23 protein-coding genes and 2 tRNA genes are annotated in these 25146 nt (G+C 52.4%); 13 read left to right on the forward strand and 12 right to left on the reverse strand.

Annotated features, from left to right (window positions below; genetic code table 11):
- Positions 1 to 13 precede the first annotated feature (13 nt).
- Both H4F65_RS20715 and frdA read right to left on the reverse strand, forming a co-directional pair.
- Complete coding sequence (locus tag H4F65_RS20715; protein WP_010283136.1) at positions 14 to 751, reverse strand: succinate dehydrogenase/fumarate reductase iron-sulfur subunit; 738 nt, start codon at positions 749 to 751, stop codon at positions 14 to 16.
- A complete protein-coding gene (frdA, locus tag H4F65_RS20720; RefSeq protein ID WP_010283134.1) occupies positions 744 to 2540 on the reverse strand; it encodes a fumarate reductase (quinol) flavoprotein subunit in 1797 nt (598 codons plus the stop codon). Before frdA ends, H4F65_RS20715 begins: the two co-directional genes overlap by 8 nt.
- Positions 2541 to 3014: 474 nt before the next feature.
- Between frdA and epmA the strand changes: the two genes are divergently transcribed.
- Positions 3015 to 3992 (forward strand): elongation factor P--(R)-beta-lysine ligase, encoded by a 978-nt coding sequence (gene epmA, locus H4F65_RS20725; protein WP_010283132.1) that lies wholly within the window; start codon positions 3015 to 3017, stop codon positions 3990 to 3992.
- 51 nt (positions 3993 to 4043) lie between these two features.
- Here the strand turns inward: epmA and mscM are convergent, their stop codons facing one another.
- The 3 genes from mscM to rsgA all read right to left on the reverse strand — a co-directional run bounded on the left by mscM (position 4044) and on the right by rsgA (position 9646).
- Positions 4044 to 7367 (reverse strand): miniconductance mechanosensitive channel MscM, encoded by a 3324-nt coding sequence (gene mscM / locus H4F65_RS20730; protein WP_010283130.1) that lies wholly within the window; start codon positions 7365 to 7367, stop codon positions 4044 to 4046.
- Positions 7368 to 7423: 56 nt separating this feature from the next.
- Complete coding sequence (asd, locus tag H4F65_RS20735) at positions 7424 to 8452, reverse strand: archaetidylserine decarboxylase (protein ID WP_010283128.1); 1029 nt, start codon at positions 8450 to 8452, stop codon at positions 7424 to 7426.
- Between the two features lie 144 nt (positions 8453 to 8596).
- Positions 8597 to 9646 carry a small ribosomal subunit biogenesis GTPase RsgA gene (gene rsgA, locus H4F65_RS20740; protein WP_010283126.1) on the reverse strand — a complete coding sequence of 350 codons (1050 nt, stop codon included), beginning with the start codon at positions 9644 to 9646 and terminating at the stop codon, positions 8597 to 8599.
- A 183-nt stretch (positions 9647 to 9829) separates the two neighbouring features.
- Here rsgA and orn point away from each other — a divergent pair, with 183 nt between their 5' ends.
- The 4 genes from orn (at position 9830) to H4F65_RS20760 (ending at position 11822) form a co-directional block, all read left to right on the forward strand.
- Positions 9830 to 10372, forward strand: a complete 543-nt coding sequence (gene orn / locus H4F65_RS20745) for an oligoribonuclease (protein ID WP_010283124.1) — start codon at positions 9830 to 9832, stop codon at positions 10370 to 10372.
- 216 nt (positions 10373 to 10588) lie between these two features.
- Positions 10589 to 10664: transfer RNA gene (locus H4F65_RS20750), tRNA-Gly, on the forward strand.
- Between the two features lie 76 nt (positions 10665 to 10740).
- Positions 10741 to 10816, forward strand: a tRNA-Gly gene (locus H4F65_RS20755).
- 460 nt (positions 10817 to 11276) lie between these two features.
- The gene (locus H4F65_RS20760) at positions 11277 to 11822 is read left to right on the forward strand and encodes a hypothetical protein (protein WP_010283122.1); all 546 of its coding nucleotides are present in this window, start codon (positions 11277 to 11279) and stop codon (positions 11820 to 11822) included.
- Positions 11823 to 11873: 51 nt separating this feature from the next.
- Here the strand turns inward: H4F65_RS20760 and H4F65_RS20765 are convergent, their stop codons facing one another.
- Positions 11874 to 12509, reverse strand: a complete 636-nt coding sequence (locus H4F65_RS20765; protein ID WP_010283120.1) for a dimethylsulfonioproprionate lyase family protein — start codon at positions 12507 to 12509, stop codon at positions 11874 to 11876.
- Complete coding sequence (locus tag H4F65_RS20770; protein ID WP_010283119.1) at positions 12496 to 12678, reverse strand: hypothetical protein; 183 nt, start codon at positions 12676 to 12678, stop codon at positions 12496 to 12498. The genes H4F65_RS20765 and H4F65_RS20770 overlap by 14 nt, the downstream gene beginning before the upstream one ends.
- 53 nt (positions 12679 to 12731) lie before the next feature.
- Here H4F65_RS20770 and H4F65_RS20775 point away from each other — a divergent pair, with 53 nt between their 5' ends.
- The 3 genes from H4F65_RS20775 to H4F65_RS20785 all read left to right on the forward strand — a co-directional run bounded on the left by H4F65_RS20775 (position 12732) and on the right by H4F65_RS20785 (position 15149).
- A complete protein-coding gene (locus H4F65_RS20775) occupies positions 12732 to 13049 on the forward strand; it encodes an ArsR/SmtB family transcription factor (protein ID WP_010283117.1) in 318 nt (105 codons plus the stop codon).
- A gap of 175 nt (positions 13050 to 13224) precedes the next feature.
- Positions 13225 to 14457 carry an MFS transporter gene (locus H4F65_RS20780; RefSeq protein WP_072014231.1) on the forward strand — a complete coding sequence of 411 codons (1233 nt, stop codon included), beginning with the start codon at positions 13225 to 13227 and terminating at the stop codon, positions 14455 to 14457.
- The gene (locus tag H4F65_RS20785) at positions 14454 to 15149 is read left to right on the forward strand and encodes a YjjG family noncanonical pyrimidine nucleotidase (protein WP_010283111.1); all 696 of its coding nucleotides are present in this window, start codon (positions 14454 to 14456) and stop codon (positions 15147 to 15149) included. Before H4F65_RS20780 ends, H4F65_RS20785 begins: the two co-directional genes overlap by 4 nt.
- Positions 15150 to 15273: 124 nt before the next feature.
- Here H4F65_RS20785 and H4F65_RS20790 read toward each other — a convergent pair whose 3' ends face one another.
- The 3 genes from H4F65_RS20790 to H4F65_RS20800 all read right to left on the reverse strand — a co-directional run bounded on the left by H4F65_RS20790 (position 15274) and on the right by H4F65_RS20800 (position 17709).
- Complete coding sequence (locus H4F65_RS20790) at positions 15274 to 15603, reverse strand: type II toxin-antitoxin system RelE/ParE family toxin (protein ID WP_010283109.1); 330 nt, start codon at positions 15601 to 15603, stop codon at positions 15274 to 15276.
- Positions 15572 to 15808, reverse strand: a complete 237-nt coding sequence (locus tag H4F65_RS20795; protein WP_039317656.1) for a TA system antitoxin ParD family protein — start codon at positions 15806 to 15808, stop codon at positions 15572 to 15574. Before H4F65_RS20795 ends, H4F65_RS20790 begins: the two co-directional genes overlap by 32 nt.
- A 185-nt stretch (positions 15809 to 15993) precedes the next feature.
- Positions 15994 to 17709, reverse strand: a complete 1716-nt coding sequence (locus tag H4F65_RS20800) for a DUF1963 domain-containing protein (protein ID WP_010283105.1) — start codon at positions 17707 to 17709, stop codon at positions 15994 to 15996.
- A gap of 277 nt (positions 17710 to 17986) precedes the next feature.
- Here H4F65_RS20800 and H4F65_RS20805 point away from each other — a divergent pair, with 277 nt between their 5' ends.
- Genes H4F65_RS20805 through H4F65_RS20815 form a run of 3 tightly spaced genes read left to right on the forward strand, consistent with a single transcriptional unit; the run spans position 17987 to position 20601 of the window.
- Positions 17987 to 19006 carry an ABC transporter substrate-binding protein gene (locus H4F65_RS20805; protein WP_010283103.1) on the forward strand — a complete coding sequence of 340 codons (1020 nt, stop codon included), beginning with the start codon at positions 17987 to 17989 and terminating at the stop codon, positions 19004 to 19006.
- 15 nt (positions 19007 to 19021) lie between these two features.
- Positions 19022 to 19786: an ABC transporter permease gene (locus H4F65_RS20810; RefSeq protein WP_010283101.1), complete on the forward strand. Its 765-nt coding sequence runs from the start codon at positions 19022 to 19024 to the stop codon at positions 19784 to 19786.
- On the forward strand, positions 19783 to 20601 hold the full coding sequence (locus H4F65_RS20815; RefSeq protein WP_010283098.1) for an ABC transporter ATP-binding protein: 819 nt from the start codon (positions 19783 to 19785) through the stop codon (positions 20599 to 20601). Before H4F65_RS20810 ends, H4F65_RS20815 begins: the two co-directional genes overlap by 4 nt.
- Positions 20602 to 20671: 70 nt before the next feature.
- On the opposite strand, the gene H4F65_RS20820 is transcribed toward H4F65_RS20815, so the two are convergent.
- Positions 20672 to 21838: an MFS transporter gene (locus tag H4F65_RS20820; RefSeq protein WP_010283095.1), complete on the reverse strand. Its 1167-nt coding sequence runs from the start codon at positions 21836 to 21838 to the stop codon at positions 20672 to 20674.
- Positions 21839 to 21856: 18 nt separating this feature from the next.
- On the reverse strand, positions 21857 to 22741 hold the full coding sequence (locus H4F65_RS20825) for a LysR substrate-binding domain-containing protein (RefSeq protein ID WP_010283093.1): 885 nt from the start codon (positions 22739 to 22741) through the stop codon (positions 21857 to 21859).
- 251 nt (positions 22742 to 22992) lie between these two features.
- Between H4F65_RS20825 and H4F65_RS20830 the strand changes: the two genes are divergently transcribed.
- Both H4F65_RS20830 and H4F65_RS20835 read left to right on the forward strand, forming a co-directional pair.
- A complete protein-coding gene (locus H4F65_RS20830; RefSeq protein ID WP_010283091.1) occupies positions 22993 to 23610 on the forward strand; it encodes a LysE family translocator in 618 nt (205 codons plus the stop codon).
- A gap of 307 nt (positions 23611 to 23917) precedes the next feature.
- A complete protein-coding gene (locus tag H4F65_RS20835) occupies positions 23918 to 24967 on the forward strand; it encodes an NAD(P)-dependent alcohol dehydrogenase (protein WP_010283088.1) in 1050 nt (349 codons plus the stop codon).
- Positions 24968 to 25146: the final 179 nt, after the last annotated feature.

Here is a 25146-nt window from a genome sequence, read left to right on the forward strand (position 1 = left end):
CATTGTCCCTCCCTTATTGTGGTTTCAGCATGGCGATCATGAAGTCTTTCGCGCTTTCGACTTTGCCTTGCTGGATGGCAGCGGCAGGATCGACGTGCTTCGGACACACTTCTGAGCAGTAGCCCACAAACGTACAGGTCCAGACTCCGTTATTTCCGTTCAACTGCGCCATACGCTCTTTCTTGCCGTGATCGCGGTTGTCCAGGTTATAACGGTGCGCCAGCGTAATTGCCGCCGGACCGATGAACTCAGGGTTCAGGCCGAACTGTGGGCATGCCGCATAGCACAGGCCACAGTTAATGCAGCCGGAGAACTGGTGATACTTCGCCATTTGCGCCGGAGTCTGCTTGTTTGGGCCGTCAGCAGGTTTACGATCGTTGCCGATGATGTACGGCTTGATGGCTTCCAGACTCTCGATAAAGTGGGTCATATCGACCACTAAATCGCGCTCGATGGGGAAGTTGCCCAGCGCTTCGACCTTCAGACCGTTCGTGTATTCACGCAGAAAGGTTTTACAGGCCAGTTTAGGGACGTTATTCACCATCATGCCGCAGGAGCCACAGATCGCCATACGGCAGGACCAGCGGTAGGAGAGGTCCGGTGCCAGGTTATCTTTGATATAACCCAGCGCATCCAGTAGGGACGTCTGCGTGTTGTACGGGACATCGAACGTCTCAAAATACGGTTCGCTGTCCTGTTCAGGGTTATAGCGCATGACTTCCATTTTCAGGGTTTTGATCATCTCAGCCATTCGCCTGCTCCTTCTTGCTGCCTTCCTGCGTATCACCTTCTGCACCGTATACGCGTTTGGCCGGTGGAAGTTTGGTAATCTTCACATCGCTATACTCCAGACGAGGTGCGCCTTCTGGGTTATAGAACGCCAGCGTATGCTTCAGGAAGTTAACGTCATCACGTTCGGTGCAACCGTCATCCAGACGCTGGTGGGCACCTCGAGATTCTTTACGGTTGATTGCCGAGTGCGCCATACATTCCGCAACATCCAGGCTATGGCCCAGCTCAACGGTGTACAGCAGGTCGGTATTGAATACGCTGGAGCGGTCGGTGATTTTCACGCGTTTGAAGCGTTCTTTCAGCTCTGCCATCTTATCGACGGTTTTCTGCATCAGATCGGTGGTGCGGTAAATGCCGCAGCCTTCTTCCATCGACATGCCCATTTCGTCGCGGATTTTCGCCCAGCTTTCGGTACCTTCCTGATTCATCAGGTCATGCAGACGCTGTTCGATGTCGCGGGTTTGTGCATCCAGCGCCGTGCCGTTGGCCGGTGCCGCCGCCTGTGCGCGCTGTACGGCGTGTTCGCCCGCAACGCGACCGAAGACCACCAGTTCGGCCAGCGAGTTGGAACCGAGACGGTTCGCACCGTGCAGACCAACCGAGGAACATTCGCCGACGGCGAACAGACCCTTGATGCGGGTTTCGCAGTTTTGATCGGTTTCAATGCCGCCCATCGTGTAGTGCGCGGTAGGACGGATAGGAATCGGCTCTTTCACCGGATCGACACCGACATAGGCTTTTGCCAGTTCGCAGATGAACGGCAGACGTTCCTGAAGTTTCTTCTCGCCGAGGTGGCGCAGATCGAGGTAAACCACATCGCCCAACGGCGTTGAGACGGTGCGGCCTGCGCGCCATTCGTGCCAGAACGCCTGCGAGACTTTATCGCGCGGCCCCAGCTCCATGTATTTGTTTTTCGGCTCGCCAAGCGGCGTTTCCGGGCCCATGCCGTAGTCTTGCAGGTAACGGTAGCCGTCTTTGTTGACCATGATGCCGCCTTCGCCGCGACAGCCTTCGGTCATCAGGATACCGGAGCCGGGCAAGCCGGTCGGGTGATATTGAACGAATTCCATATCACGCAGCGGGACGCCGTGGCGGAACGCCATGCCCATGCCGTCACCTGTGACGATGCCGCCGTTGGTGTTGTAACGGTACACGCGGCCTGCGCCACCTGTCGCCAGCACCACGGCGTTAGCACGGATCTGAATCAGCGAACCTTCCATCATATTGATGGCAACAAGACCGCGCGCTTGTCCGTCATCGACCAGAACATCGAGGACAAAGTGCTCGTCGAAGCGTTGAATTTGCGGATATTTAAGGGAAGTTTGGAACAGGGTATGCAGCATGTGGAAGCCGGTTTTATCGGCGGCAAACCAGGTGCGTTCGATCTTCATTCCGCCAAAGCGGCGAACGTTGACAGAACCATCCGGTTTACGGCTCCAGGGGCAGCCCCACTGTTCCAGTTGAATCATCTCTTCCGGGCAGTGTTTGACGAAGTGCTCAACCACGTCTTGTTCACACAGCCAGTCGCCACCCGATACGGTGTCGTTGAAGTGATAATCGAAGCTATCGTGTTCCTGAGTCACTGCTGCTGACCCACCTTCTGCCGCCACGGTATGGCTACGCATTGGGTAGACTTTTGAGATCAGCGCAATTTTCAGTTGAGGGTTGGCTTCTGCGGCAGCAATTGCCGCTCGTAGGCCAGCTCCCCCGGCCCCGATAATGGCCAAATCGGCATTAAAGGTTTGCAATGCATTCCTCCAGTTACTTAAGTTAATTAAGTTAAAATAAAAAAATAATATCTATTCGTTTCTGTCTTTATATCCGAGCTTAATATCAAACCCGCTGAAAATTATGTGATAGATGTATAAAGAATAGATAAACCTATAATTTTTGTGTGGGAATGATTATACCGAATTATGGGTAGATGAAATTTGATGTGATCCTGCATTTTGTGGTTTTTTCAGCAGGCTGCGTATTTATTGATAAAAACGTGATCGAAAGGCTTATTTAGCGGGAAATGATGCTTTTATTTCTTTAATAACCCTTTTGAGGTGGATATAAGAAAATGATCCACTGGATATAATTTACGGCGACTATCCTGATTGCTCCCTCTTGGAGGGTAGAGCATGTATTGCTGAAAAGCGAGTCTGGCCTTTTTTCCGCTGGAAATTTGGGCTGATGCGGGTAGACTGCACCCCCTGTTTGACTTTGGAGTAAGAACCATGAGCGAGACGACAAGTTGGCAACCTAGTGCTTCTGTCGCTAATTTGTTGAAACGAGCGTCGATCATTGCTGCTGTCCGACGTTTCTTCACCGATCGTGGTGTACTGGAGGTCGAAACGCCCGCGATGAGCCAGGCGACGGTAACGGATATTTTCTTATACCCGTTCCAGACCCGCTTCGTTGGCCCCGGTGCTGCGGACGGCATGACGCTGTATTTGATGACCAGCCCGGAATACCACATGAAGCGGCTGCTGGCCGCCGGTAGCGGACCGATCTTTCAGCTGTGTCGTAGTTTCCGCAATGAAGAATCAGGCCGACACCACAATCCAGAATTCACTATGCTGGAATGGTATCGCCCTCACTATGATATGTACCGCCTGATGAATGAGGTCGATGACCTGTTGCAGCAGGTACTGGATTGTGAAAGCGCCGAAATGCTCTCCTATCAGCAGGCGTTTTTACGCCATCTGGAGATCGACCCTCTGTCTGTTGATAAAGCGCAACTGCGCGAAGCAGCAGAAAAACTCGGGCTGGGCGATATCGCCTGCCGTGAAGACGATCGCGATTCGCTGGTGCAGATGCTGTTCACCTTTGGCGTTGAACCGCATATCGGACGCGACAAACCGGCGTTTGTCTATCATTTCCCGGCAACGCAGGCTTCACTGGCCGAGATCAGTTCGGAAGACCATCGTGTCGCCGAACGTTTTGAAGTCTATTTCAAGGGGGTCGAGCTGGCGAACGGCTTCCGCGAATTGACCGATGCTGATGAGCAACGTCAGCGCTTCGAGCAGGATAACCGCAAGCGTGCCGCACGGGATTTGCCACAGCAGCCGATTGATGAAAACCTGCTGGCGGCGCTGAAACACGGTCTGCCGGAATGTGCCGGTGTGGCGTTAGGTGTGGATCGTTTGATCATGCTGGCACTGAATGCCGAAAGGCTGAGTGATGTGATCGCGTTTTCCGTCGATCGCGCGTAATCCGTTTGAAGTAGGGCGGAGCCACATCTGGCCGCCGCCCGTTTTCCCTTCTTATAAGCTGCCCGGCGTCCGCTGCCGTGGCGTCAGCGTTTTTCCACTGCGCGACAGATTGTCCATTTTCACCTGGAACGGTGGGAAAGGAAGCTCCAGATTGTGTTTGCGGTAGTTTTCCAGAATCAGCTGATGCAGTTCGTGGCGCAACGGCATACGGTGCCCCATTTCGGCGGCAAAAATACGCAGTTCGAAAATCTGAAGGCCCTGTTGCAGGTCGACAAGAAAGACTTCCGGTTCCGGCGTATCCAGAATCAGCGAGCAACGTTTTACCGCATCCATCAGCAGTTCAGTCACTTCCTGGCTGTTCGCATTTGCTGGTGCTGGAACCGTCATCACAACACGCGTGACCGAATCCGACAGCGACCAGTTGATGAACTGCTCGGTGATAAAGGCCTTGTTCGGCACGATGATCTCTTTGCGATCCCAGTCTGAAATCGTGGTGGCGCGGGTATTAATGCGCATGACACTGCCCGTGAGATCGCGGATTGTGACGGTATCGCCAATACGCATGGGTTTTTCAAACAGAATGATCAGACCGGAAATAAAGTTGGCGAAGATTTCCTGCATGCCGAATCCCAATCCCAGGCCGAGAGCGGCGACGAGCCATTGTAGTTTCGACCATTCGATCCCGATAAGCGAGAAGCCCATCATGCAGCCAATTAACATCAGAATATACTTACTGATCGTGGTAATGGCGTAGCCGCTGCCCGGTGACAGATCCAGATGTTGCAGGATCGCCAGTTCCAGCAGTGCGGGAAGATTGCGTACCAGCTGCGCAGTAATAATGAAGATCAGAATCGCGATCAATACCGATCCCAGCGTAATTGCCTGTACGCTCTCTACGCCTTTAACCGTGCTGGAGACATCCCATAGGCTGATGTTTTCCAGAAAGGCGAAGGCCGAATGAATCTCCGACCACAGCGCGATCACAGAAACCAAGGCGATTAGCGTCAGGATGGAGCGCACCAACTGCAAGGATTTAGCGCTGATGGCGTCCAGATCGACGACGGGTTCTTCCACCGCTTCCGAGCTGCTTTCATGGGACGACGCAGACGGCGAGTCTTCTTCACCTTTGGCACGCTGCGCCAGAATTTCCGAACGTCGCTGTTTGGCGCGGTCGAAGGCGATGCGACGGCGCTGAATCAGCATCCAACGGCGAATAATGTGGTAAACCACCAGCAGGAAGAACCAGATAGAGACGGAGGTTTCCAGACGGGCTAACAGCGCCTGTGCGGTCGCCAGATAACCGATGCAGGAGGCCAGCGCGGCAACAAGCGGCATGGCGATCAGGATGTTCCACATCGCCCGGTTAACGGAGTTTTCACCCGAGCCTTCTTTATCCAGATACAGCGGGATGCCCGCGCGCTTTAATCCGGTCGTGACCAGACTCAGCGCCATACAGAGCAGGATGAAGCAGAGCCGTCCCAACGTGCTGGAAAACTCGCGATCGTTGAGCTTATCGAACGTAATCAGCGCCATAATCAGCGGCACGATAAAGGCAATGGAGAGACGATAGTAGCGCATCGCTCTGGCTACGCGCTCCGGCGACCAGCGGAAGTGGACAATGAACAGTCCCTGCGGATGCGAGAATGAGGCGCTGATCATCACCAGCCACATCAACGGCACGGTGGCAGTCACGCTGTCGCCGATAGCGACGGCAATCGGGTAAGGCCAGGCGTTTTGCAGCCCGTATCCCAGCGCGGCCCAGAGCACCGGCAGCGGCAGGGCGGTAAGGATAGACCAGAATACGGTACGCAGCGTCAGCATAAAGTGATCGAGCGTGACCTTGCCGACGCGGCTGCTGGCACGTTCCATAAACGCATGATAGTGACGACGCGAGCTGATACTAAAGCCAACCAGCAGCAGTGCGCCCAGCAGCGGTAGCACGGTTTCCTGACTGGTCACCATCATCACCAGCGCGCTACCCAACTGCGTCAGCGTGTCTAATGACAGCAGGCGCGTCAGATCCTGTACCAGTTTGAGCGGATAGGCGAACGTCACGGGGTCAACATCCGCCACCCAGAACAGATCGCGATGGGCTGCTTCCCGAGTTTCGGTTAGCGCATCCGCCAACTGGTTATTGGCGACTTTAAGCTTGGTCAGTTCGAGTATCTGTGAATCGCAGCCGGAGATCAGCGAAGTCAGCAGGTCGCGCTGGGTACGCATCTGGTCGGCCAGAATACGTTGCTGTGCACTGGTCAGCGGATCGCCGTTGTCCTGTTTGGCTTTATCAAGATCCTGCGGTTTGTTGATCAGGTCTTCAAAGTGCAGCCGCTGTACGCGCAACTGCGCCATGTCGCTATCCAGCAACTGAGGCTTGGGCATTTCCGGCAGGCGGGCGATCTGTGCCCGTAAGGTTTCACCCAATATCGGTGAAACGCCGAGCCACTGTGCCTGTTCGCGGATGGTGCTCAGCGCCTGACGAACCTGAATGGTGTGTGTGGCAGCCTGACGCTGCTGAGAAGCAATGAGATCCATACGCTGCGCTTGCTGGTTCAACGCGACGGAGAGCTCGCGGTTAACCTGTAGCTGCTTGCTGATGACGCTAGGCAAATCGCCACTTTGTTCAGCGAGCAGCTCTGTGCGTTCTAATGCCTGTTCGGCTTCGCGCTGGCGCATATTGTTGAGTCTGCTGCGTAAATCCTGTTGCAGCAGATCCAGCCTGTCGTGGCGCTTTTTATACAGTTCGACACGTAGCCGGGATAGCTCCTGACGATTGCTGGCTGAAAGCTGTGCCAGCTCCAGTTCGTCCACCCGGCTTTTGCGCAGGGCAGATTCTGCCTGAAGCGCGACGAGCTGCGCTTGCCCCAGCGGGGTAGCTGGCGTACCGAGAGACTGAATACGGCGTTCCGCATCGCTTTGCATGCGGCTGGCTTCAGTTTGCTGCTGCGGAAGCTGGCTCAGTGAATCACCGATTTCACGCAGTCGATCCTGCTCCTGCTGGAGCTGGCGAGCCTGTTCCAGCAGTTGGCTACTGGTTTGCAGTAACTGCTGTTCAAGATCGTTGCTGGAGAGACTGTCTGAAATAGACGACGGTTTGCCGTCTTCGGCATTAAGCTGGCGACGCAGCTCCTGAACCAATTTGGGGAAATCATCAATAACGCGCTGATACTGTGTGGCGCGCTCTAGTGACTCTTTGCGATCTTGCAGGGTATTCAGTGCAGCCTGATATTCCTCAATGATTTTCGCCTGATCGGCTGCACCTTTGTTGGCTTCCGCCTGCTGCAGTTGCTGGCGTAACTGCGCCTCATTGGGCGCAGTGGCAGCCAACGCGGCAGTTGATAATAAACATCCCAAAAGAAAAGTCAGAATCAGACGCACGTTAGCTACCTTTATTACAAACAACACTCTTACAAGTGACTAAAGTTGGACGTTATTTACGGCGCGTCGGGTTTGTGGCCCGTCTGGCCGGATGCATCAACCGCAGGATTTTGTCCCTCAATCTGAGCGGGCTCCGATGCTACCGCGGCAGGCGACAGTGCAGAGTCGTTGGCTTCCAGCTCGGTTCCTTCCGGGAAGACAACAGGCGTTTGCTCATCCTGACGGACTTCGGCAAACGGCTCGCCCATACGCGTCACGCTCATGGTATTCAGGTGAGCAGCAAACTGGAGATTATTGCCTGCGGCAAACAGGTTAATCACGGTTGAGCCCAGCTTGAAGCGACCCATTTCCTCGCCTTTTGCCAGTACGACGGCACCTTCTTCACCCGCCTGCGGGTAAGTCCAACGCTTGATGATGCCTTCACGCGGTGGTGTTACCACGCCTGACCACACGGTTTCGATGCTGCCGACAATGGTCGCACCCACCAGAATCTGTGCCAATGGGCCGAATTCAGTATCAAACAGGCAAATGACGCGTTCATTACGTGCAAACAGATTCGGCACATTATCGGCCGTCAGCAGATTGACGGAGAACAGATCACCCGGCACATAAATCATTTCGCGCAGCACGCCGTCGCACGGCATGTGGAGGCGGTGATAATCACGCGGCGAAAGATAAATTGTGGCAAACAGACCGTCGCGGAACAGATCGGCCATCACATAGTTGCCAGCCAGCAACGCTTCCAGCGTGTAGTCGTGGTTTTTCGCCTGAATTAGTTTGCCGTCAGTAATGGGGCCAAACTGCGACAGCACGCCGTCAGCGGGTTGCACCAGACGGTGCGCATGGGGATCGACAGGGCGAATGCCAGGACGCAGAGGGCGAACGAAAAATTCGTTAAACGTGCGGTAGGAAGCGGTATCCGGCTGCTGCGCTTCCTGCATGTTGACGTTGTATTGGCGGACAAACAGATCGATCACCAGCTTGGTGAGTTTTCCTGCTCGCTTATTTGCTCCCCAGCCCGCTAAGCGGGTCAGCCAGATCTTGGGAAGCCAATACTGTAATTTGATTTTGATATTATCCAGCACTGTGAGCCTCTTGGATTAATAGTGCGCCATAAAATAAGCTGTCTGGGAAACACGCCTGACGTTGCCAGCGGTAGCCCAGAAAGAGAGTTAGCGGATTCGTTAACTCTCAAAGGGGGCGCATTGTAACGATGGTCATGATAAATGTCAGTTATCTGTATCCGAAAAGCCTTTACGCGTTTTTACTTGCGCCATGCTTTCCAGAATCCGGTGATAGTTATCAAAACGCTCGATGGCAATCTCTCCGCGCGCAAGTGCAGCATTGATCGCGCAGCCTGGATCGTTTTCATGTTTGCAGTCGCGGAACTTACAGGAGCCGATGTATTTACGTAACTCAATGAAACCACTCGTCACCTGTTCAGGCTCCAGGTGCCACAGACCAAATTCGCGCACGCCCGGTGAGTCGATCACGTCGCCGCCGTGCGGGAAGTGGTAAAGCCGGGAGGCGGTGGTGGTGTGTTGCCCCAATCCTGAGTTATCAGACACCTCATTCACCAGAATTCGTTCTTCGTCCAGTGCGAGCAATGCGTTAAGCAGGCTGGATTTCCCGACACCTGACTGTCCGGCGAAAATACTGATACGGTCGGTGAGGGCTTGCTCCAGTTCAGGGATACCCTGTTGGGTATGGCTGGAAACCATCAGCACGCGATAGTCGAGGGCGCGGTAGATATCCATTTGTTTATCAACAAACTGGCGGGATTCGTCATCCAGCAGGTCAATTTTGTTCAGCACGATCAGCGGGTCGATCTCTAGGGTTTCGCAGGCGACCAGATAGCGATCGATAATGTTCAGCGACAGCTCAGGCAAGATTGCCGAAACGATCACGATCTGATCGATATTAGCGGCGATCGGTTTAATGCCATCGTAATAGTCGGGGCGGGTCAGGACGGAATGGCGGGGGTGAACGGCTTCCACGATCCCGCTGATGCCAGCAAGTGATTCATGGCCGGGGCGCCAGACGACGCGGTCGCCCGTGACCAGCGATGAAATGGTCCGACGAATGTTGCAGCGGTGCACCACGCCATCGGTGGCTTCCACATCGGCGTGCATACCGAATCGGCTGATGATAATGCCTTCCTGCGCATCGCCCAGTTGGCTATCTTCCCATTCGACTTTGCTTTCCGTTTTTTTCAGGCGACGCTGGTGGTTTGCGCTAACCCGACGCTGCTGACCTTTCGACAGTTTCTTTTTGCTCACTGAGCCTCACTTAAGACGATTTATCGTTCACGACAGCGGGTTGTCGCTCGCCGCGTTTGAACGGACTATAATACACCCTATTTGATTTTAATTAACTGATACCACCTTGTCGGTATCAGCATTGAGATGGTTACTGGTATCCTTGTATCGACGACAGGGCACAATGCAACAGGAATTCCCACGATGGTAGATGAAAATAACCTGATCTGGATCGATCTTGAGATGACGGGTCTGAACCCGGATCACGATCGCATCATTGAGATCGCAACGCTGGTGACGGATGCAAATTTAAACGTGTTGGCTGAAGGGCCGGTCATGGCGGTGCACCAGTCAGACAGCCAACTGGCACTGATGGATGACTGGAATGTGCGTACGCACGGTGCCAGCGGCCTGACGGATCGCGTCAAAGCCAGCACCACGGATGAACGTGCTGCCGAGTTGGAAACGTTGGCGTTTCTGCAAAAATGGGTACCGGCGGGTAAATCACCGATCTGTGGCAACAGCATTGGCCAGGATCGCCGCTTCCTGTTCCGCTATATGCCAGAGCTGGAAGCCTACTTCCACTACCGCTATCTGGATGTCAGCACGCTCAAAGAACTGGCGCGACGCTGGAAGCCAGAAATCCTGACGGGCTTTAAGAAGCAAGGCACGCATCAGGCGATGGACGACATTCGCGAATCACTGGCGGAATTGGCCTATTACCGTGAGAACTTTCTGCGGCTGTAGTCGTTGAAGCAAAATGGGTAGGACGTGATGTGCCGCGATCTGCTGCTATTTACCTCACAACGCCTGTTTTGTCAGCGTATTGTTTTTTTTATCAGCAGTCAGACAATTTTTCATTTTGGGGGGCTTGCGGTTAAACGGATTTCTCGTATAATGCGCACCCCATACCGATGAAGAATTTCAATTAAAGAACTTCAACGTCACGTAAAGATTTCCCGGGCGGGAATAGCTCAGTTGGTAGAGCACGACCTTGCCAAGGTCGGGGTCGCGAGTTCGAGTCTCGTTTCCCGCTCCAAGTTTTATCACTGTTTGTCACCATACAGGCAGTGCGTAGTAATCAGACATAGCACCTGTTAATGTCTGTCCGATATGCGGGAATAGCTCAGTTGGTAGAGCACGACCTTGCCAAGGTCGGGGTCGCGAGTTCGAGTCTCGTTTCCCGCTCCAATCTTTTAGTTTCTTTCTTCAATCCAGTACCCTTTTCTCTTTTCATGCATCAAACCCGTTAAACGCTTTCTGCTTTCTTATCGCCTAAGAAACCCATGCTGTGCGCGGATTGATGTCTCTGGGCTGTGCCTGCTCATTGATATCGTAGATAAATCATTTTATTAAATACTTAGTCTGATTATATTTATTCTGATGCCTGTTTCTATTTTATTTTTATGTCGGTTTAATTTTGACGCAATATTAAAATTTGACTATGTTTATAACCAGAATGCATTTATAAAAATCACATCGTTTAAAATGAAGAAGATTGTTATTGTTTTTAGTGATTTTTTCTATCCGACCTATCTGGGGAGTATCATTTAAATTTCATGAGGCATTCCGGTTATTTATTTAATAAATAACGGATTGTTATCATGGATCATATGGTTATCCCTACAGATAGATAAAAGAGGATGGAAAAATGAAAGCAATAAATAACACTATTTTACATGTTGTAGCGACGGCGGCTTTAGTGATGAGCGGGTTTGCTCAGGCCGACGACACGGCAAAAGCACATACCGGAAAAGATCAAGTTGAACTCAAACATATTCATGCTGTCCTGCAAAATGGCACGCCCAGCCCGCAGCACGATGCGATGTGTGAGAAACAGTTGAATATGCCTGAATCCAAATACATCGGTATGAAAGTGACAACAGAATATAACATTAATCCCCAGTCAATGATGATGTCGGCAAAATCCATGTTCCCTTCGCCACACAGTACACAACCCATGGAATTAACGGCTGATTTATCCGCTTTGGGTCTCTCTGATAGCTACTCATTTGGTGCATTTAAACCGAGTTCCTTACCCAATGCTTATATTATTTTCTCTGTTGATAAAAAAATGAAAAACCCGGTGAGCACTTTTATGGTTATTAATGAAAGTGAAACTTATAACTGTGTTATTAGCAGTTCAACGCATGGGTTAAGCAAAGAGGCAATGAAAAGCCTTGAAATGAAGAAATAGTCATTTTTTATTTTCTACCGTAGATTGCAGGCCGCCGTCTGCAATCTACGGCTATTTACTTGACCCACGCAGCCATTCAGAGGGTGAACGAATATTGCCGTGCCATATGTACAGAGCAAGTACGGGTTCTTCTTGCGCTCGAGTCGCATGTGTCACACCGCTAGGGTGAAAAATTAACTCATTGGGCTGGCGCGGAAAATAGCCGCTATTCCCCATCGACCACAAACCCGTACCAGCCAGAGGAAGGTAAATCTCCGTCGCGGGATGGCAATGCGCTGGATAATGGGTTTCTGGCGCAATGAGCGTCAGCCCTATTGCTAAATGAGACGATATCCAGAAATCCTCAGGTCCTACAAATTGCGTAAAGGCGATTTTCTCGTCCAGATACGGAAAATCAGGATGAGGGGAATAATCAAAATTCCAACTTAATGCCGGAGCTAATAGCCCGATCATTGAGCATAGCTCTCTGTCTCCCGATGCTTCTCCGATGTTCAACGCTTGTTCAAGATAATCAACCGCAGGCTGCCGTGCGGCGGTACTCGGTCGCGTATTTTTTACTAGTCGAAAAGGCCAGCCATTGATGATGGGGATGAGATCGCCACGTAAATGTTGTTCTACAGGTATCGAGACTAACCGTTTGTGGATCGTGAAAAGTAAGTGTTCGAGAATATTGTCACTGCTGATCATTATGTTCGCCCCATAAAAGATTCACCGTGCCATCAAGCTCGGTAAGAAAAGATTCAATACCAGAGGAAAAAGGCGTACCGTGAATCAGCACCAGCGCAGGGCCTTGCCCCATGCATCCCCAGGCGACAGGCTGGCCTTCGAAAATAAAATTATGTTTTAGCTCAAGCATGTTATCATCATATTCAATATTAGCTATATGACTATATAATACGAAAGATGAGTATGAGATCAACCCAGATTAAGGCATTAGCCAGTGAACCGCGATTGGAAATACTCCGGTTACTGAAGCATCCGCAGCAACATTTCAGTGGGCAGACGTCAGCCGATCCACAGGAATTTGGTGTGTGTATTACGCTGATCGCTGATGCATTGCATATCGCCCAGCCAACGGCCAGTCGGCATGTTGATCTGCTGCGGCAGGCGGGTTTCATCACGATAAAACGCTACCAGAAATGGACGTATTGCCAGAGAAATGAGGCGGCTTTAGCGGACTACATTCAGTGGTTGACGGGTGAATTGTGTGGGAAAACTGAGAGCTGATACTTGGGGCCTACTGGGTGGCGCCCTGCGTGTCATCGGGCGTTTCCTCGTGGCAACATTACAAGTGTCGAACATCATGTTACCTGTTTGTATACGGATGTAGTGATATCATCTCTGTTCAGGTGGCGAAATTCAGTGTGCCACGACAGGTCCGCGTTACAGGTAAATAATTATTTTGAGTGCAAATCGAATCCCAACCCCGTCTCTCCCTGTGTTAAAGCTCCTCGCACTTGCGACAGCCGCGTTTCTGACCTTACTGACTGAGATCATGCCGGCAGGGCTCCTCAGTGCGATCGCGACGGGACTTGAGGTTTCTGAAAGTCTGGCCGGCCAGTTCATCACTGCGTTTGCTCTGGGAGCGCTGTTATCTGCGATTCCTGCTACGGCGCTAACGCGAGGCATGCGACGCAAGCCCTTGCTGCTCATCGCGATTAGCGGATTTGCCGTCGTGAATGCGGTGACTGCCTTTTCAGACAACTACGTTTTATCATTGGCCGCCCGCTTTGTTGCCGGTCTGTTCGGTGGCGTGGTCTGGTCGATGCTCGCCGGGTACGCCTCCCGTATGGTTCCCAGATGGTTACTCGGGCGTGCCATTGCCATTGTCGGTGCGGGCTCTACGGCGGCGCTGGTTCTTGGCGTACCGATTGGCGGCCTTCTCGGGTCAGTCATCGGCTGGCAGGGCGCATTTGGGCTCGTGTCGGTTATCGCGGTGCTCCTTGTCGTTTGGATCGCGTTTTTTGCTCCCGATTTTCCAGGTGAATCGGCGGATAAGCGATTATCGCTGCCTCAGGTTGCCGCCAAGCGTGGCGTCGGAGCGACGCTGGCGCTGATCCTCACCTACATCGTCACGCACAATATTCTGTATATTTACATCGAGCCTTTCCTCGTGGCTTCCGCCATGGGGGACTGGCTCAACGGTGTGTTGTTCATTTTCGGGGCGGGTGCGGTTTTTGGCCTCGTACTCTCAGGCATTATCGTCGATGGAAATCTCAAGCGTCTCGGTCCTGCCGAGGTATTCTTATTCGCTGCGGCGACGCTCCTTCTGGGCCTTTGGTCCGATGTACAGGTCATTCTGATTCTGGCAGTCTTTATGTGGGGCATCTCTTTCGGGGGATTCTCCGTCGTCACGCAAACGGCAATGACTCACCTTTCTTCTGACGCCGTGGACGTCGCACAGTCGATGTCTACCACATCGTGGAACACCGCGGTGGCCTCAGGGGGCGTCATCGGAGGATTGCTTCTCAGCAGCGCAGGCCCGGGCGCGTTTCCGTGGGTGATGATTGGGCTATTGACGCTATCATTCCTCGTCGTACTTCTGGGGGTTAACCGCGCGCTAGCGGCTGCTAAGCCAGCGCAGTCCGTCTCCGTCAGAAGTGATTCCTTGATGCAGAGTAACCAACATTTATGAAATACCGCCATTTCCTGTTTGACCTTGACGACACGCTGCTGGACTTCAAAGCCTCTGAGCGTCTTTCATTTGCGCGTACGCTGACGAGCCTTGGCGTCGATATTGAAAATACGACCCTGTTCGCAGACTATCAGCGCGAGAATTCCCAGCTATGGAGCGAATTTGAGAAGGGAGAAATCACCAAAGATCTCCTGAAAGTCGAACGATTTCGGCGCACTTTTTCCCTTAACGGAATCGATATCGATCCCCACAAAGCGAGCAATCTCTATCTGGAATGCCTGCCTGAGACCGTGGTGCTGGTGGATGGGGCTGTTCAGATCTGTGAAACACTGGCCGAGATCGGTGAGGTTGGCATTATTACCAACGGCATCGAGTATGTGCAGGCGCAGCGAGTGGCGAACTCGGGTCTGGCGGATTGGCTCTCGTTTGTCGCTACCTCTGAGGCTTGCGGCTTTGCCAAGCCGGATGCGCGCTTCTTCGAGTTCTCCGCCAGCAAGTTCCGCTCTTTCAAAAAAGCCGAGGCAATTATCGTGGGCGACAGGCTCGATGCCGATATTCTTGGGGCGAACCTGTACGGCATAGACAGCTGCTGGTTCAACGCAGGCGGAGCCGCCAACGATTTGGACATCGCGCCAACCTACGAAGCCGCAACACTCCAGGATGTCTTCACGCAGCTCAGCGCCAAGTCTTAAGCCAATATAAAACCGCATCGACGACAATCACCATGGTTAAATCGCGGTGGATTGTCGTCGTTCTCTGGTTGTCAGTTTCCTGAATAAGAAAACTGTTCAAGATAAAAGGAGCGTCTGAGACGAGTTACTTAATAAGCTTTAAGTCGGCTTTTCTGTGACGCTTTTGATCATCATAGAAATTTTCATGTGAACCGAGGCTCAATAAGTATATTTCAAGTTTAGCGTCAACCCAGCTATAACTCAGGAGATATTGCTGGTTACTCATATAAAATTTATGTACCCAAAGATAATTCAGGTCACCCTTTTTGCGCTCCCCAATCTCAGGTTCGTCAATGATGATTTCAATCTGTTCATCGACGGTTTTCTGTTCTTGTTCTGTCAGAGAGGCAAATTTTTTCTCAAAACGGCGTGACTGATATATCTCAAGATTTTTCCCGGTCTCTTCTGCGCACATATTTTGTCATTCTTCCATTGTCGATTTCTGATTTCGCCAGCAGGATTTCGTTGATGAAGGAAAAAGGTAATTCAGGGTTATCCTCAGCAATACGGCCAATTTTAGCCCAGTACTCTATTTGCTTTGGCACGCTTCGGCTCATTGCTTCTGCATGCACTTTCACCTCTTCAACAAAATCGTCATCCAGGCGGATGCTTGTTGCCATATTTTTGTACCCCATAATGTAGTCACCACAGCCTTTTAGTGGTGGTTTCAATGATACGTCACCTTTCGACGCACTACGGATTTTAGTTTGCGACAAATTGTCGCAATGCGCAATCTATTTTCTTGCGACAGCCCGCAACATAGTCATGTCTTGTCTCTGCGACCATTTTCATGAAATGCTCATTCTCAGTAGTCGCAGACCAGAAATACGCGGTCGAAGCGCAGGGCGGCAAGATCGGTACGATGAATAATGAAATTCAGCATGCCGTCATCCCACTGAAATTGTCCGTCCAGACAGACCTGAAACAGCACCAGCCAGTCTTGTGCTTCTCCCCCCAATTTCTGTGCTGCCTGCAACTCTGGCAATTCATGCTGGCTGAAGCCACAGCCGTTGACTCGGGCAATGCCGCGATATTCAGGCAGTGGAGCATCAAGCGGAAAACCCGATGGCAGCATGTCGTTGTTGATCATCCAGGCTAGCTGTTCTTCCGTCGCTTTGCTGTCAGGCAGCAGATTGAATGCGCCCAGTTGCCGTAACTGCCAGGCGTAATATTGTGCAAAGCCAAGGCGGGACAGTGCATCGTCGTATGTATCATCGTCCAGCTCTGCCTGCTGCCCTAGACTCAGGCGCGAGCAGAGTATGGATCCAATATGAGGGTTTTGGCGCAATGCGTAAAAGCTGGGGACGGCGACGCTGGTTCTCGGATGTAGTTGAAAAGCGGGCTTTTGCCCGAGCGTCTTCTCATCATTGAAGGCCTGGTCGGCAAAGCGCATGCCGCTGCACAGACTTGTTGCATCCTGCACATAAATCACCTTCCCTCGGGTTGTTACAGGGCTGCTTCCACATTCCAGAAAGAAGAATAGGGTTCCCTCGCGCGGCAGATAGTCCTGTAATGGAGCCAAATCGCGGCAGTCTATCTGCGCAATAAATTCCAGCGGTACACGGTAAGTTTGTGTGGTGTCATCCCAGGGGAAGATACAAATATCTTTTCCATCTTCACTTTCTTCCCTGCACTCCTCGTATTCGAGCAGAATGTCTTCTGCGACGCTGACACTCGGGTAGGGGATATCGACAGGTAAATCTGGCAGTCCACCGAGTCGGTGGTTGCCCAGCGCTGTCTGATCGTCCTCTGCGCCATGATAGAAATCGACGCTGCTGCGTAAAGTACCAGCCACTGCATGGGCTATGGGGGTGATGGTATCCGCTGAGAGCAGTGCATCCACAAGGTGCCGCCGTAATGGAGAATGCTCCGCCAGCAGTGGGTGCAAGGCTGGATCTATGGGCATAGGGGTAAAGGTTGGCGGCTCGGTTGTCTTTTCCTGCTGTATTTCTGCTTTGCTTTCCTGAATGGCGCTGGCCTCCGCGTCTTCTTCCTCTAATGCTTTTTGATGGCGGCTCAATGCCATCTCTGGGGTTGTGGTAACAATCCGCAGGCTGCGCAGCGCGGTTTCTATGGTTTTGAAATGTTCTTGTCGCCGTTCCTGCGGGCAGTATCCCCCAGCGAAAAGGCAAACCGTATCCGTTAAGCGGATAAACGCGAACAGGTAGGCGAAGCCGTAAATCCCTTCAGCCGTCATTAACAATGCGCTGTCGTTTTCGAGGGTTAACGTCTTTTCCTCAAGCCAGGTGAGTTTGCCATAGCTCTTAGCGCAGAAAGCACGATATCGCTCTACTTGCCCCGTTTCTACTTTATGCAGCAGTTCCCTACTCACCGGATAAATGTTTAGCGCAACGATGCCGTCGTCGGTGGCGTACTGGCCGAGTGCCCCTTGTCCTATCTGCTCAATGGACGTGAAAGTTGAGGGGAAATCTATAGATAAAACATCCGTGTGCATGATTGGCATAACGATCCCTAACGTAGAAAAGATATCGCCTTTGATGGGGTTTTTATGATGCCACATTTGTCTACCTCAGCAAGGCGGCAATGTGCTGACTGCTTGTCACTCTGCATCACTCATAATGCATTTTTGTAACGTATTGCTTTTTTTTGGTGCGCTAACGCAGCCGGATCGGCGTGTTTGCTGGGGTTTTATGGTGCTAATAAACATGGCACGGCCTGTGCTTAGTCTTACATACCATCTTGTGTACAAGATGGGGCGACTCAGGTAATTGACCTGATCGGTTTTTCAGGCTGGTGGTTATCGGCTGTTGTTAGCTCACCGTTGAAGGGGGAATACAATGAAAAATAACAATGACAAGATCGATCGTAAACGCAGGCAGTTGATGAAGTGGTCAGCGGTTAGCGCAGGGGCGCTGACGCTAAGTAGCTTGCTGCCGGGAATGGCTTTGGCTGCCGAAGGGGAAGAAATTCGCATTGGTTACTGGCCGATTGTGGGTGGCTTGCCTTTATATGTGGGCGTTGAGCGGGGCTTTTTCAAAGAGGAAGGGTTGAATGTGCGAGCAGTGAAGTTCGCTAGCCCGCAACAGATTGTCGAGGGGATGATCACGGGCCGTATACACGGATGCGCCAACGGTACGGCCACCGGTGCGCTGGGATTAGGGGCGATTACCTCACCCGGTCTGTTCAAGATCATCTGCTCGAACCCGTCGAATCATCAGATGGTATTGGATGAATTTCTGGTGCCGTTAAACAGCGACGTAAAAAGCATCGCGGAGCTAAAAGGCAAGCGCATCGCCTGTGGGCCGGGTATTCAGAATGTGGTGATGACCAAAATCATTCTGGAGAAAAATGGCTTTACGGCGGATGAGCTGCGCGTGACGGAATTGCCCGTCGGGCAACATGTGGCTGCGCTTGCGGCTGGTCAGATTGATGGTGTTTATACGCTGGAACCTACGGGAACCATCGGGCGGCTGAAAGGGCTGTCGCGTACCCTGGAAACCGGTGTGATCTCGCGTTATGTGCTCGATAACCCCGATGCGCCGTGGTTTGGCGGTGCGGCGGCGTTAAATAGCGGTTTTATCGAAAGCCGTGCGGCGGATGCAAAACGCTTCACGCAGGCCTATGCCAAATCGGTGCAGTTTATTCAGCAGAACCCAGAAGCCGCTCGCGATCACATCACTGGTTACACCAGCATTGAGGCCGAATTGAGTAAAGAAGTGCCGCTGCCGGGGTTTGTCATGTACGACGAGCTAAAAGGCGACAATCTGGCGTGGTTCCAGAAGTTCTATGACGTGTTCACCGAAAGAAAAATTTTCCGGCAGCCGGTGGATGTCAGCAGCCTGATTTATCAGCCTTAAGGGAGGTGCTCGATTATGCGCCAGCATTGGACGTCTAAATTATTACCCGCTGTCGGCCCGATTCTGCTGTTTCTCTTTTGGCAGTTGGCCGTCAGCGCGAAATGGCTGAACCCTATTTTATTGCCATCGCCCGTCGAAACGCTGGGCTATATGTTCCAGTCTTTCGCGGATGCGGGCATGCGTACCGATATCGGTGCGACGCTATACCGTACGCTGGTGGCGTTTGGTTTTGCTGCACTGATTGGCGTGCCGCTCGGCATCATTTTAGGTAGCAACGAAAAGATCTACCGCAGTCTGGAGTTCTTGATCGACTTCTTTCGTTCTACGCCATCATCGGCGCTGATTCCGTTATTTTTGCTGATTTTCGGGATAACCGATGCGAATAAGATTGCCATTTCGGCTTTTGCCGCCGTGCTGGTGATTCTGTTCAACAGCGCCTATGGCGTGATGAATGCAAAGAAAACCCGTCTGATGGCGGCGCAGGTCATGGGGATTTCCCGCTGGCATATTTTTAAAGACATCATGCTATTGGAAAGTCTGGCGCAAACCTTTGTCGGCCTGCGCACGGGTGTGTCGATGGCGTTGGTGATCGTCATTGTCGCGGAGATGTTTATTGGCTCGGAAACGGGGCTGGGGCACCGCATCATTGATGCCCAGCAGGTGTTCAATATTCGCGATATGTACGCCTCGATTCTGATTACGGGCGCACTGGGATATCTGCTTAACGTCCTGTTTTTAGTGGTAGAGAAACGAATTGTTCACTGGAGTGGCAAAGCATGATGACATCTCATACAGCACAAGTGGAAAAACTGGATACCGCTTTCCCGCCTTATCCAGCACCGAACACCCACGTTACCATTCGCGGCTTGAACAAGTCGTTTGCGGGTCAGCCGCTCTATACCGACCTGAATCTGGATTTACCGCGTGGCAAAATCGTGTCTATTTTCGGGCCGAATGGCTGTGGTAAATCGACGCTGATGAACATGATTGCCGGGCTGATTCCCGTCGATAGCGGCGATATCCTGTTTGATGGCAAAACGCTGTCAGAAACCAGAATCGGCTATGTGTTTCAAAACTATCGTGATGCGCTTTTCCCCTGGATGAGCGCGTGGAAGAATATTGCTTACCCGCTGGTGCGCAGCGGCATGCGCAAGCAAGATGTTCAGGCACGGATGGATGAATTGATCGCGATGTTTGATATTCGCTTCGATCTTCAGCGTTATCCGTATGAGCTTTCAGGTGGACAGCAGCAGACGGTATGTATCATGCGGGCGTTGGCGACGGGACCAGAGGTGATGTTTTTGGATGAGCCATTCTCCGCGCTGGATTTTGAAATGACGCTGTTCATCCGTGACAAGCTGCAAGAAGTTCAGGTGGCGACCGGCGTGACGATGGTCATCGTGTCACATGATTTGGAAGATGCGGTATTTCTGGCGGACGAAATTCTGCTGCTGACGCGCCGGCCAACGACGGTGTCGGAGATTGTTCCGTTCAATTTAGCACGCCCACGCGGTGCGGAGGCGATGAGCGATCCTGAGTTTATCCGCGTCAAGGCACACACGCTGGAGGTGTTCAAACGCGAAATGGCTGCATAAGTCGCCCATCTGGCGTATCTATTTCTGGCTCACCCAGCCGTAGCGGTCTGGGTGAGCCAGATTTCAACATTCACTCTTCACCCAGCGAGCGCGATACGCGTTCTTTTCTTAATACGCCCTGTATACCGACAAACAGCACGCCGGTTAGCAGCAAGATGGCGATGAGGCCGTCGTAGCCGTAAAACGTGATGGCGGCACCAGAGAATAGCGGCCCGCTAATACTGCCAGCCGACCACACCAGCCCCAGAAGTGAATTCATCACAATCAGCCGCTGACCGGCAAATTTCTGACCTGCCCGAACCAGAGACAGCGTGTAAAGCCCGCCTGCCGCGGCACCCAGTACGATACAGACGGGAACCAAAAGTGAAGGGGAGGAGAACGAGAAGGTGATCAAGACCAGCATCACACAGAAAAGGATGCCGCAGCCGATGTGGGTTTTGATGATGCCGCATTTGTCTGCCAGCCAGCCAATCGGCGTCTGAAATACGGCATCGCCCAGAAAAATGAGTGTGACCAATAAGATCGCGGATTTTTCGTCTAAACCCTGTTCCATGCCGTAAAGCGGAAAGAGCGAAAGGATACTGGCATCGAAGAAGGAGAAGCAGAGCACGCCAGAAGCGATTGCCGGGAGAAAAGGAATAAGGTCCCGATAAGACGCTGAGGACGATTCATCTGCCTGAACCATCGTGGCGCAGTTCCTCAGCATGAACGCACACGCGGCGGATAGCGCGCAAATCAACCATAGCGCATAGGTTTGCATCGGCTCGCCAGCGGCAATGAGCAGCGGCCCTATTAGCTGACACCCTGTGAAAACGGCGGCATACAGCCCCGTCAGCGTCGCTTTGTGTTTGTCTGACGCCCGACTGGTGACCCAGGTTTCTCCCAGCACCACCAAAACCCCCGATGCGAGCCCGGTTAACAGACGGGGAAAAATGAGCGAAACAGGGTGTGACAGCAGGAACGAGGCAACGGTGGATGCCGCCAGAACGATCAGGCTGCCGGATAACAGATAGCTGGCGTGCAGGTGGCGGCTGAGCCACGGCGTAACGAAAGAGGATAGCATCATCCCCGCCGCGGGAAGGGCTGCCAGAATACCAAGTGTCGCGGTGCTGTGCCCGAGCTCGGCCAGCTTTAGGCTGATGAGCGGCAGCGTGTACCCCGTAACCAACCCCACGAGTGAGGCGGCGATAATCATGTTCAGTGTCGTGAAGTTGGCTCCACGGGCATATGCTGTCATTGTCTTTCCAGTGCGGTTTTAACAAGCATTTTCAACCCCGGAAAGGCAGGTGGACACTTCCTGCATTAGCCAGGTATGAAATCGTACGTACTTTTCATTTTGCTCAAGGGGGATAGGCGATAATAGATAATAAGCAGACCCCTCCCGCGCAAATCCATACGGTGCATGCAGTTGCCCGTTTGCAATCTCGTCCTGCACCATCAGGAAAGACGCCATTGCCATGCCTAATCCCGATACCGCCGCCTGAATACACAGATAAAAGTGTTCATAGTCCGCTCTGGTGCTGCCTTTGAGTGACACATGCGTCTGTCGTTGCCAGGTTGCCCACGCTTTCGGTCGTGTTCCGGTATAGAGTAAACGCATTCCCTCCAGACTCTCCTTGCGCTCGGTTTTATTGCGGCTTACCGGCCCCATCCATTCGTCACACACCTTTACCTCATGCGTTTGCGGATCCCAGTGAAAATCGTCACGCCGCAGCGCGAGGTCAACGCCGCTACGCACAAAATCAATCGGCCCGCCCGCAGCCACCAGATGAAGTTTGATATCGGGATTCGCCTGATTAAACGCCGGTAGCCGCGGAATCAGCCATTTCATGGCAATCGTGGGCTCGCATGACAGCGTCAGTACCTCATCCTGCGCACCTTGCTGTAGCCGATAGACCGCGCCTTCGAGCTGTTCGAAGACGGACTGCGTGACCGTATGCAAAGAACGACCCGCCGCGTTTAAAAAGATCGCGCGGTTGCGTCGTTCAAATAGCTCAACCCCCAGCGCCTCTTCCAGCAATCTGATTTGCCTGCTGACGGCACCATGCGTGACGTGCAGGGACTCGGCGGCTTTAACAAAGCTACCGGTTTGTGCGGCCGCTTCAAAGAAGCGAAAAGAGGCTAACGAGGGGATTTTCATATACACGATGAAATTTGACAGATTTATACCAAGATAAATCGCTTTTTTGCCACATGCAAACGCTGAATAATCGCACTGTCTTCAGATTTAAAAAGGCCTAATGGCCTAAATAATGAGGAAATATTGTAGGGGTTGCACCTTTGCTAGCCGTATTGCGTCAGTGATTTTTGCATTGCTCCTTTAGCCTGTCTGTTACCCATCTGTGCAAAATCATCGTGAAAGTGATGGCTTGCCGAACAAGGAAAACGTTAATGAATGAGTTAATTGCCGTCGCGACGATCACCATTTTGGCGGTGATCAGTCCGGGGCCTGATTTTGCCATGGTGACCCGCAACAGCTATGCCTTTGGCTCACGCGCCGGTTTACTCAGCGCGTTTGGCATTGCCTGCGGCGTCCAGATCCACGTGATGTATACCGTTTTTGGCATCGCGGTATTCATTGTGAACTCTCCGATACTATTTATGGCGATGAAAGTTCTGGGAGCGTCATATCTGATTTATCTGGGGTATAAATCATTAACTAATAAAACAAAAATAACATTAGAAGAAGCGTCCGGTCATGCGCCGTCATCGCTTGCCGCGTTTCGCATGGGCTTTCTCACCAACGCGCTTAACCCAAAAACCATGCTATTTGTTGTCGCCACCTATACTCAGGTTGTGCAGCCCGGTAGCCCAATGAGCCATAATTTTGGCTATGGGGTATTCATGTCGGTGGCACACTGGGTCTGGTTCAGTATCGTGGCACTGTTTTTTGCCGCACCGGCCATGCGTCGCCGACTGCTCGACAAGCAACGTCTGGTCGACAAAGGTATCGGCGTTGCACTGATTGCGTTAGGTGCTTCGCTGGCGTTCACCAAAATTACCCTTTGAGAAATACGGTGGTGAATAAAGCCGTCTGTAATACGTCGTGCACCTGATTGGCATCGTGTGAACATAAAAATGGAGAATTAGGCAAGAAAACAAGCGGAATGCTATACCTGTTTGCTGGGGGAATTGAGGAAAATATACCCGTCATACTTCAAGTTGCTTGTGCGTTGGCTGCCCTTACTCACCCCAGTCACTTACTCGTGTAAGCTCCTGGGGATTCGCTCGGTTGCCGCCTTCACGCAACTCGAATTATTTAGGGTATAGCGTGTTTCTCAACATAATCGGTTTCTCAACAGAAAAGGAAATAGCCATGCTTGTACATGCGTATGGAGCCCATGCGGGCGATAAACCTCTTGAACCGTTGCAGATCGTCCGTCGTGCGCCGGGAGCCCACGATGTCCAGATTGAGATTGCGTACTGTGGTATCTGCCATTCGGACCTGCATCAGGTGCGTGCTGAATGGGCAGGAACACAGTTTCCCTGTGTGCCCGGCCATGAAATCGTCGGGCGGGTGTCGGCAGTAGGGGCTCATGTCTCAGCCTTCAAGGCTGGCGATCTGGTGGGGATCGGTTGCATCGTGGACAGCTGTCGGCACTGTGAAGAATGCGATGATGGTTTAGAAAACTACTGTGACGGCATGGTCGGCACGTATAACGGCCCGACGGCGGATGAGCCTGGCTGGACGCTGGGTGGCTACTCCCAGCAGATCGTCGTACATGAGCGCTATGTGCTGCGTGTCCGTCATTCCGAGGCGGAACTGGCTGCGGTCGCACCTCTGCTGTGCGCGGGGATTACCACCTATTCTCCGCTGCGTCACTGGAATGCCGGGCCGGGTAAGAAGGTCGGTGTCGTAGGTATCGGTGGACTTGGCCACATGGGGATCAAACTGGCGCATGCCATGGGGGCTTATGTTGTGGCGTTCACCATGTCTGAATCCAAACGTGAAGATGCCAAGGCGCTGGGTGCAAATGAAGTCGTGGTGTCTCGTAACGCGGAAGAAATGGCGGCGCACGCGGGCAGCTTCGATTTAATCCTGAATACCGTTGCTGCGCCGCACGATCTGGATGCGTTTCTGGTGCTGCTGAAGCGCGATGGCGCGCTCACGCTGGTCGGTGCGCCTGCGTCACCGCACCCTTCTCCTAACGTGTTCAACCTGATCATGAAACGCCGCACGGTGGCGGGATCGATGATCGGTGGTATTCCTGAAACGCAGGAAATGCTGGATTTCTGCGCCGAGCACGGGATTGTGTCCGATATTGAGCTGATCCGCGCCGACGAAATCAATGAAGCCTACGAGCGGATGCTCAAAGGCGATGTGAAATACCGCTTCGTCATTGATAACGCCACGCTGCACGCCTGATTAGCTGTATCCCACAGCACGGATTTCCCCGTGCTGTGGGATTGTCATTGACTGATTTATCACGCCTTCTCTACATCATGAGAAAAACCAAACCAGCGTAATTTCCTGTCACCAACGACGCGTGAATGCGGTACTATTCGTTGTCATACCTTTATACCAACGCGTTGATTTTCCTTCTC

The organism is Pectobacterium brasiliense (assembly GCF_016950255.1).
GTDB lineage: Bacteria > Pseudomonadota > Gammaproteobacteria > Enterobacterales > Enterobacteriaceae > Pectobacterium > Pectobacterium brasiliense.